Annotated in this window: 1 protein-coding gene; it reads right to left on the reverse strand. The window is 70.7% G+C overall.

The window, feature by feature from the left end; all coding sequences use genetic code 11:
- Positions 1-1,226: AMP-binding protein (locus tag JR064_RS22895; RefSeq protein WP_206231242.1), on the reverse strand; the 1,226-nt coding region annotated here is incomplete at its 3' end.
- Positions 1,227-1,579: the final 353 nt, after the last annotated feature.

A 1,579-nucleotide genomic window follows, 5' to 3' on the forward strand; every position in this document is an offset into this window, starting at 1 on the left:
CTGCCGGCAGGCCCGTACGCATCGGGTACGAAACGCTCCGCGGTCAGGTCCGGACGGCGCCAGTAGCCGCGCGCCACGCTGGCGCCGCCCAAGTACAGCTCATTCGGCATGCCCACGCCGGACAAAGCGCCCTCTTCGTCCAGGACATAGGCCTGGCTGTTCGGCAACGCCCGACCGATCGGCACGCTTCCCTGCCGCTCCACGCCCGTCACCTCGTGCGTGCAGATTCCCACCGTCGTCTCGGTCGGACCGTAGTGGTTCACGATCCTGCAGTCCGGCGCCAATGCCTGGACCCGCGCCACCAGATCCGGGTCCAGCGCCGAACCACCCAGCACCAGGCAGGCGCGCGGCAGGATGCGGTGCGCGCGTTCCGCCGAGAGCAGCGCCTGCAGGTGCGTCGGCACGATTTTCAGGCAATCCACCGGGGCGCGTTCGAGCTCGGCGGCCAGCCCTTCGGCGTCGAGCGCCAGCGCCGCCGGCAGCAGCCGCAGCGTCCGGCCCGTGCACAGCGCCACGAACAGCGCCGTATGCCCCAGATCCGCCCCGATCGTCGCCAGCGACAGCAACTCGGCCTGCGCCGGCAGCGCCAGCCGCTCACTCACGCCCTGCACATAGTTGTGCAAGGCGTGATGACTGATGCCCACGCCCTTCGGAACGCCAGTGGAGCCGGAGGTATAGATCAGATACGCCAATTGTTCGGCGTCGGTCGTCCAGGCCGGTGCCGTGTCGGCAGCGGCGGCGATGACGCCGGCGTCCTCGTCCAGCAACACGCGACGACCGGCGTACTCGCCCAGGGCCGGCGCATGGGCCGTATCCGTCAGCGCCAGTGCACAGTCGGCATCGGCCAGTAATTGGGCGACGCGCTGCGGATGGAACTCCGGGTCGATCGGCACGTATACGCCGCCGGCCTTGAGCACGCCCAGCAAGGCCACGATCCAGTCCGCAGCGCGCTCCAGGCACACCGCCACGCGGTCTTCGGCGCCGACACCCTGCACGCGCAGATACTGCGCGAGCCGATTGGAGGCCCGCTCCAGCCGCGCGTAGCTCCAGCGTTCGCCGCCCGGCGCGTGCAACGCCACCGCGTCCGGCTGCCGCTGCGCCCAATCCGAAAACAGTCCATGCGCGGTGTTCCATGGCGCCATCTGCGGCGACGGCATGGCGAGCAGCGCGGTGCGCTCATCGGCGTGCACGTGCGCCAGCGCCGCCACCGGCGCCTGCGGCTGCATCAGCGAGGCCTCCAGCAGCGTGCGCCATTGGCGCAACAAGCAGACCATGTCCGCCTCCCGGTGCCGTGCAGGCTCGTAGCTGAGCGTGCATGCCAGCCGGTCGCCGTCCAGGAGTACGCCCAGCTTCAGCTGGAATCTGTCCTCGTGCGCGCTGTGCGCCAGCCAGCGCGCTCGCGGCAACGTCGGTGCCGCGCTCAAGGCGAACCCATAGCCCGGCGCCCATACCGATTCCGCCCGCGGCGACGGCCAGGTGAAGTATTCCTGCCATTCTTCGGCCTCTGCCAACGCCTGCGCCAGCGTTGTCGCGCGGCCAGGCAGGCGCGGCGCCGCGTCGGCAGCCGCGCGCAGCGGCA

The sequence above is a fragment of the Xanthomonas bonasiae genome, assembly GCF_017163705.1.
Taxonomy (GTDB): domain Bacteria; phylum Pseudomonadota; class Gammaproteobacteria; order Xanthomonadales; family Xanthomonadaceae; genus Xanthomonas_A; species Xanthomonas_A bonasiae.